Genomic DNA, 7260 nt, shown 5'->3' with positions numbered 1-7260 from the left:
TCCTTTCTAATGGTTGTAAATATTATCGTAATGATTATAATTATGATGTAAAAGACCCAGATTATGATTTTAACTTCGATGATAAACCCGAATTTGCATACTATGAAGATCAATTTAAAGCATATATGGGTGAAGAAAACTATAAAAAATTAAGACCTTATTTAGGTATGACAACTTATTATGTGTGTGAGGGTAAAAAATATCCTGTTGTTTTTGCTACCATGATAGATTATAAAGTAAAAAATTATGGATTATTTGGAGATGAAGGAAGAGGATTTAGCTTTTCAAGCATAAGTCGTAAAAGTGCAGGTGGAGGATCTTTTCATTATTTTACCAATGGTAAATTTATAAAAAGTGATGAAAAATATACAGGACAAAGTTACTGATGAATCCTAAAGAACTTATCTCTCAAATCAAAGACTATGCTAATATAGTAGATGCTAGTTATGCTATGCTTGATTTGAAAAATAAAGAAAACAATCGTACTAGAATTTAGCAAATTCAAAGAAGTGAAATTTTTCATCAAAATTAAAAAATAAAATTTTACTTTGTGAAAGAAAATTTTCATAAGTCTTAAGATTTTTATCTTTGGTGTATTTTAATAATTCTTCAAAACCAAAATCAATCAAGGCTTGGTTTTGTTTTTTTAGAGCTAAGAGTTTAAAATCATGTTTTTTTATAAGCTGTTGAATTTGAGTAAAATTAACATTATAAGTTAAATCGCTTTTACCAAAAAAATCTTTTAAAGTGATTTCAAAAGGATTAAAAACTTCATGTTTTTGATAAATTCTAATGCTAAATTGTTTGGGATTAAACACGCCATAATCAAAACTTGCAAAGATAAATTTTTTAGAAGCTTTATCCAAATCTTTAAAAAATTCTTCCAATTCTAGACTTAATTCACCTTTTTTTAAATTTAAAATTTCGCATTTTTCTTTTAATTTAGCCTCCATGGGTTCAAAAACAAGTTTAAAATCTTGCACAAAGGCCATTTTATCATCATCTATCAATTCACAAGCAAAACTATCAAAAAGCTCATTGCAAAAGAAAAAGGCATTTTCAAAATGACATTCTTTTAAGCTTCTCTTATGTGTAAATTCCACGCCTTCTAAGGTCTTTTTTTGCAAATTTCTTAATTTTTCATGAGGCTCTATGACGAAAAAAGAAATGTGAGAAAAAATTTCAGGTCTTAATTCAAGCAAAGCGGCTAAAAAATCACGACTTAAATATCCTTCATTAGCGCCTATTTCTACAAGTTCTAAAGGGAGTTGTAAAATTTTTTTATCTATTAAATTTAAAAAATGCTTGGCTAAAAGTGTGCCAAAAAGATTTCCCACGCTTACTGCGGTAAAAAAATCTCCATTTTTGCCTATACTAACAGCGTTTTTATAATAACTTTCATGCAGCCAAGTATGAAAAAATTCACTGAATTTCATTGAAAAAGTGTATTGAATTTAGAGATAAAATCCAAAGGATCTACTTGCTTGCCTCCAGCTAAAATACCAAAATGCAAGTGTGGTCCACTAACCCTTCCTGTAGCCCCACTCAGTCCTAAAAAATCACCTTTTTTAATTCTTTGCCCTACCTTGACTTCGATTTTAGAAAGATGATAATACTGCGAGTAAATTCCAAAACCATGATCAATGACTACGGATTTTCCTGCAAAATAACGATCTTTTGCTATTTTTACTATGCCTGAATTAGCCGCATAGATAGGAGTTCCCACAGCAGCTCTAAAGTCTGTTCCGCTGTGATAGCTTGCAACTTTTTCATTAAAGGTTCTTGCTTTGCCAAAATCACTTGTGATAAAAGAATCTAAAGGAGTATTAAAAGAGCCATCAAATAAAGCTTTTGGAGTGTAAGAGCTATAAATTGCATTAGCTTCTTTAAATTCTTTAGCAATGTGTTCTTTAACGGCTTTAGGTGGAAAAATTTTTTTATTTTCTACGCTTAATTTTTCACTTTTATAGTTGCCTTCTAAAGTTTTTATAAAAATTTCTTCTTTTTTGTTTTTATAAAGAGCGGTAAGCTTAGTATTTTGAGGAGGATTTTTATAAGACAGTGAAAATATAGCTAAAATTTTTTCTTGATTTTTAGGATGAGGAAAGGTGGCTAAAATTTTATCCTCATTTTTTAAAGAAATAAAATCTTTTTTATCCAGTTCCAAAAATAAAGCTTGTCCTTTGATAAGCTCGAAATTTTGAGCTCCAAAAAGCCAAAGAGCAAGGCTTAGAAAAAGCCAAAAAGCTTTCATAGGCTTAACTCTTTAAGATCAGCAATTTTTAGGAATTCTTCGTAAATTTCATAGATAAGTGCTTGGCGATTATTTTTAAGTTTTTCATCTTCAGCATTGATCATTACTTTATCGAAAAATTCATCTATAAAAGGTTTAAGCGAAAAGAGATTTTCAAGTTTTTCTTGTAAAGAGTGTGCTTGAATTTTTTCCTTAAAGGCTTTATAAAGTTTATTTTCTGCTTCTTCAACAAAGAGGTTTTCATCGACTTTGTGTGAAGTTTTATTAGCGATATTGGCCAGTCTTTTAAAGGTAGTGAAATTTTCTTGAAAATTAGCTTTTTTGCTTAATTCTATAAGGGCTTTTACACTTTGATTGATGTGGATAAGATCTGTATTTTTAGAACTTAAAACCGCTTTGATAAAAGAAGCATTAACGCTATAAAAGGTATAAAGTCTTTCAAAAATAAAATCTTTTAAAATTTGCATATCAAAGTTTTTATAATGGCTTGCTAGTTTTTCTAGTAGTGCTTGAATGTCAAATTCTTTGTTTAAATTTAGGGCAATTTTGATTATCCCATTAGCAGCACGCCTTAAGGCGTAAGGATCTTTTGTGCCACTTGGAATTTTACCTATGCTAAAGAGTCCTATGAGAGTATCAAGCTTGTTTGCAAGGGCGACTATGCTTGAAAATTCAGTGCTTGGAAGTGGAGCTTGTTCGGAATTTGGCAGGTATTGCTCCTTTATAGCAAGACAAATTTCATAATCTAGACCCATTTTTTGTGCATAATAGCTTCCCATAATCCCTTGCAAATCTGTAAATTCATAAACCATTTGCGTTGCTAAGTCAGCTTTTGCGTATTTGATCGCAGTGCTTATGTTTGCGATTTTATCATTGTTTAGTATTTGGCATAAAACTTCAGCGATTTTTATCTCTCTTAGACTTTTATCTTGCATTGTTCCTAAGCCTTCAAGATAAGTCATTTTAGCGAGTTTTTCAGGATTTAAGCCGCTTTGTAAATCGTTTTGATAGAAAAACATTGCATCACTAAGCCTTGCGCGCAAAACCCTTTCATTGCCATGAATGATTTTTGAGTAATCATCACACACCGCATTGCTTACCACGATAAAATGATTACTTAGGCCTTTTTCATTAAAGACTGCAAAATAGCGTTGATTTTCTCTCATGGAAGTAATGATAACTTCGCTAGGAATTTGAAGATATTCTTCTTCAAAACTTCCTAAAAGTGCATTAGGATATTCTGTGATAGCAATAACTTCAGCCAAAAGCTCTTCATCTTCGCCTATTTGGATATTGTTTTGGCTTTCTAGGAGTTTAAATTGCTTGAGTATTCTTTCTTTTCTTTGGAGCGGATCTAAGATGATATGATTTTTCTCTAAAAGGCTAAAATACTCTTTTGCGTTATTAAATTCTTGCAAGTCATAGCTTACACTTCTATGTACAAAAGTCTTTTTAGCACTCTTAACGCCATAGCTTTCAAATTTGACTAAATTATCATCTAGAATACAAACTATAGAGCGGATTGCACGGATAAATTCAAAAGAATTAGCACCCCAGCGCATACTTTTGCCAAAGTTAAGGTTTTTTAAGAATTGATGAATCATCTCTCCTAAAACTTCTTGACTTTGCAAACCTTTAATGGCTTTTTGATGATATAAGACTTCTTTACCCTTAATCTCTTTAAAAGAAAGCTCACTTTCGCTAATACCTGCTTTTTGTAAAAAGCTTTGCCCTGCGGCTGATAATTGCCCCTCTTTATAAGCGACATTTTTAGGTGCACCTATAAATTCAGCAAAGCTATCTTCTTGTTTGCTTGCGAAATTTTCATGAAAAATCACTAAACGACGCGGAGTGTAGTAAAATTTAAAATCACTCACCAAGCGATAATCTTCTAAAACATCTTTCCATTTTTTTTCTATATTGGCTAATTCTTTTAGTAAAGGAATAGCAGGTAGCTCTTCTGTTCCGATTTCTATTAATAATTCACTCATATATTACTCTTTTAAAAATTTATTTTATTTTAACTCAATTTTCATTAAAAAACTTATAAATATCTCTCTAAAAAGTTTTTAAGTTCGCTTGCATTGCTAAATTCATTTTCTTGTAAATCCTTTTGATACCATTTCGCATGAAAATAAGGTATATTCGCATTTTTTGCACATTCTCTATCTTTTTGACTATCGCCTATAAAAATACTTGTTTTATGGGGTGCTTCAGACTTTAAAAGATCTAGCATCATAGGATGGGGTTTGGGTTCTATACCAAGACTTACACCTAAAATTTTATCAAAATAAGGAATGATTTCATGTTTTTTAAGTATGCTAGAAAGCGAGCTTTGAGGCGCATTAGTGGCAATAGCTAAAAAACAATTTTGCTCTTTTAAAAATTCCAATATTTCTTTAACCCCTTCAAATAAAACCACGCTTTGCTCATAGTGTTTGATGAAATATTTTTCAAAACCATCTTTAAAGCTAGAATGATGGAAATTATCGATACTATAAAGCTCTTTCGCCCAGTCTACATTTGGGGTATTGATGGTTTGCATAATTTTTTCCCTAGAAAGTGGGCTTAAATTTAGTTCATTTCTTATCTCATTGACAGCGCAAGATATAGCATTTGCGCTGTCGATTAAGGTGCCATCCATATCAAAAAATACATTAATCATAATAATCCTTCAAATAAGTTTTATGTTTTTCTTTCTTTTCACCTTTTTTAAGTTTATCTAAAGCGTTTGCAAGGCTTAGAAGTTCTTCTTTTTGTTTTGAAAAATCAAGGCAATGATTTACAAAATTTTCTAAGCTTTTATTATAGCTTGAATTTAAATTTACCGCCTCGCATTTTTTAACTATTTTTTTATTTTTTTCCATTCTTTCTTGAAATTTCTCTTTATCAAAATTTTCTTTTTTTAAAGCCGAAATAGCTGCATTTGCAAATTTTTCCAAGGCTCTTAAATATTTAACCCTTAGAGTTTTTTCATCTATTTTTGCCAATACCATCCTTTAAGTATTTTTGTGAATTCTGCATTCTAGAGCCTCTTGGACTAAATTTCTTGCGATGACTTTTTCAGATCTTACAATGCGTATGTTTTCATCGATACTTGAAAAAAGCATCTTTTCAAGACTACCATTAACATGGATAATTGTATCAATAGGCTTTGGATAAGAAGCTAAGACTTGACAAATCATTTCGAGTTTAGCTTCGTTGGTTATGGTTACGATTGCTACTGCACATTCTGTTATGTTGGCTATTTTGAGTGTTTCTTCTTGAGCAGCATTAGCAAAAACGACATTTTCGCCCCGACTTATACCAAGCTCTACCAAATTTAAATCACTTTCTAAAACCAAATAAGGAACACCGGTATTTTTGATTTTTTGCACTATCTCTTGCCCTAAGCGTCCATATCCAAAGATTACAAGATGATTTTTTAGAGTGCTGTGAGTGCTTTGCTGAACGACATTGGTATTTAAAGTCATATCTTCTACTACATTGGCTATTTTTCTTATATTGTTTAATACAAAAGGAGTGATAATCATAGTTATAATAGAAACGACAATCAAAATTTGAGCAGTTTCAACATCTAACATGCTTTTTGCTTGCAAGAGCGAAAAGATCGCTAAGGCAAATTCTCCAACTTGGGCAATGGAAAAGGCAGTTTTTAATGCCACTCTTTTTTTGGTATATAAAAATAAAAAACCACACACTATGCCGAATTTTAAACCCATTATGAGCAGAGTTAAAACACAGATAATAAACCAATTTTGCGCTACGATGCTAGGTTGAATTTGCATTCCTACGGTTATAAAAAATAAACCTAAAAGCAAGTCTCTAAAAGGGATTAAATCTGCTTCGATTTTGTGTTTGTATTTAGTTTCTGCTATCAAGGCTCCTGCAGTAAACGCCCCTAAAGAATAAGAAAAACCAAAATAATGCGCCAAAAAGCTTGCCCCAATCACCATAAAAAGTATAGTGCTGATAAAAATTTCTTGTGAGGAGGCGCGTATGATGAGCCTAAATATCATATCGACTAAGTATTTACCTATAAAGAAAAGTAAAGCGATTAAAATAACTGCTGAAAGAAGAGTTGTAAGGAGTAATTGTCCTATGTTTTGATTATTTGAAGAGAAAATATCTACAAGCAATAACAAAGGAATCACAGCTATGTCTTGAAAAAGTAAAATCCCTAAGGCTTTTCTTCCGTATTGCTCATTAATATCGCCATTATCATTTAAAATTTTAAGCACCACTGCAGTTGAAGAAAGAGCTAGAGCAAAACCTACTATGGTTGCGCTTTTATCACCAAGTCCTAAAATTCCTATAGCTAGCAACATAAAAACAAAGCCGCAAGTAAGCATTTGTAAAGAGCCATTTAAAAATACCTCTTGTTTCATGGCTATTAAATGCTTAAAAGAAAATTCAAGCCCTATGGTAAACATTAAAAATACTATACCAAATTCAGCAATATGTGTAATCTCACCCTTGCCACTTAGATGATAAATTTCAGAAATAATCTCTCCTGCAGCAATGTAACCGATAATAGTAGGAATTTCAAATTTCTTGAAAATAACATTAAGAACGATAGCTAGAGCAGCTGTAATTAAAAAAATTTCTAAAAAATTATCCATCTATTTTTTTTCATAAAAAATTAAATCAAAACTATTTTTATGTTTGACAACTGCTTTTGAGCTTGCATTTGGATTTTGTTGTTTGCTAAGCTCTAAGCGTAGCTCATCGATTAAATTTTCAAATTCATGAAGTTGATTTTTAAGCTTTAAAATCACATCTACTCCTGCCAAATTTACCCCCATATCGCGCGTTAAACGCAAGATAAGCTTGATACGATCGATATCCCTTTGAGAATAGAGCCTTATTTTTCCATCAGTTCTACTAGGTTCTATCAAACCTTCTCTTTCATATTGTCTTAGGGTTTGTGGATGTATGCTTAATACTTTTGCTACGACACTTATTAAATATACGGGTTCATCATAATGGTGTTCCATGACTTTACT

Annotated in this window: 8 protein-coding genes; 1 reads left to right on the top strand and 7 read right to left on the bottom strand. The window is 31.3% G+C overall.

The window, feature by feature from the left end; genetic code table 11:
- A partial coding sequence (locus BGS43_RS01935; protein ID WP_180753334.1) for a tRNA 2-selenouridine synthase occupies positions 1-386 on the top strand: 386 nt, incomplete at its 5' end.
- Positions 387-485: 99 nt separating this feature from the next.
- Here BGS43_RS01935 and BGS43_RS01930 read toward each other — a convergent pair.
- Genes BGS43_RS01930 through BGS43_RS01900 form a run of 7 tightly spaced genes read right to left on the bottom strand, consistent with a single transcriptional unit; the run spans position 486 to position 7251 of the window.
- Positions 486-1436 carry an SAM-dependent methyltransferase gene (locus BGS43_RS01930; RefSeq protein ID WP_002825250.1) on the bottom strand — a complete coding sequence of 317 codons (951 nt, stop codon included), beginning with the start codon at positions 1434-1436 and terminating at the stop codon, positions 486-488.
- Positions 1433-2254, bottom strand: coding sequence for a M23 family metallopeptidase (locus tag BGS43_RS01925; RefSeq protein WP_096568588.1), 822 nt, complete (start codon positions 2252-2254; stop codon positions 1433-1435). The genes BGS43_RS01930 and BGS43_RS01925 overlap by 4 nt, the downstream gene beginning before the upstream one ends.
- On the bottom strand, positions 2251-4245 hold the full coding sequence (glyS, locus tag BGS43_RS01920; RefSeq protein ID WP_096568584.1) for a glycine--tRNA ligase subunit beta: 1995 nt from the start codon (positions 4243-4245) through the stop codon (positions 2251-2253). The genes BGS43_RS01925 and glyS overlap by 4 nt, the downstream gene beginning before the upstream one ends.
- A gap of 53 nt (positions 4246-4298) precedes the next feature.
- Entirely contained in the window at positions 4299-4919 is a 621-nt protein-coding gene (locus tag BGS43_RS01915; RefSeq protein ID WP_025399114.1) for an HAD family hydrolase, read from the bottom strand.
- Complete coding sequence (locus BGS43_RS01910; protein WP_002825254.1) at positions 4912-5244, bottom strand: hypothetical protein; 333 nt, start codon at positions 5242-5244, stop codon at positions 4912-4914. Before BGS43_RS01910 ends, BGS43_RS01915 begins: the two co-directional genes overlap by 8 nt.
- 9 nt (positions 5245-5253) lie before the next feature.
- A complete protein-coding gene (locus BGS43_RS01905) occupies positions 5254-6876 on the bottom strand; it encodes a cation:proton antiporter (protein WP_057040561.1) in 1623 nt (540 codons plus the stop codon).
- Positions 6877-7251, bottom strand: a complete 375-nt coding sequence (locus BGS43_RS01900; protein ID WP_002825256.1) for a heat shock protein transcriptional repressor HspR — start codon at positions 7249-7251, stop codon at positions 6877-6879. It lies immediately after the preceding gene.
- Positions 7252-7260: the final 9 nt, after the last annotated feature.

This window comes from Campylobacter sp. 110, assembly GCF_002383965.1.
GTDB classification, from domain to species: Bacteria; Campylobacterota; Campylobacteria; order Campylobacterales; family Campylobacteraceae; genus Campylobacter_D; species Campylobacter_D coli.
Note: the sequence above shows the minus strand (reverse complement) of the source record. Positions and strands in the feature narration are given on the sequence as shown.

Coding starts and splice junctions, on each gene's coding strand:
- BGS43_RS01930 (WP_002825250.1), bottom strand. CDS start 1,436: ATGAAATTCAGTGAATTTTTTCATACTTGGCTGCATGAAAGTTATTAT.
- BGS43_RS01925 (WP_096568588.1), bottom strand. CDS start 2,254: ATGAAAGCTTTTTGGCTTTTTCTAAGCCTTGCTCTTTGGCTTTTTGGA.
- glyS (WP_096568584.1), bottom strand. CDS start 4,245: ATGAGTGAATTATTAATAGAAATCGGAACAGAAGAGCTACCTGCTATT.
- BGS43_RS01915 (WP_025399114.1), bottom strand. CDS start 4,919: ATGATTAATGTATTTTTTGATATGGATGGCACCTTAATCGACAGCGCA.
- BGS43_RS01905 (WP_057040561.1), bottom strand. CDS start 6,876: ATGGATAATTTTTTAGAAATTTTTTTAATTACAGCTGCTCTAGCTATC.
- BGS43_RS01900 (WP_002825256.1), bottom strand. CDS start 7,251: ATGGAACACCATTATGATGAACCCGTATATTTAATAAGTGTCGTAGCA.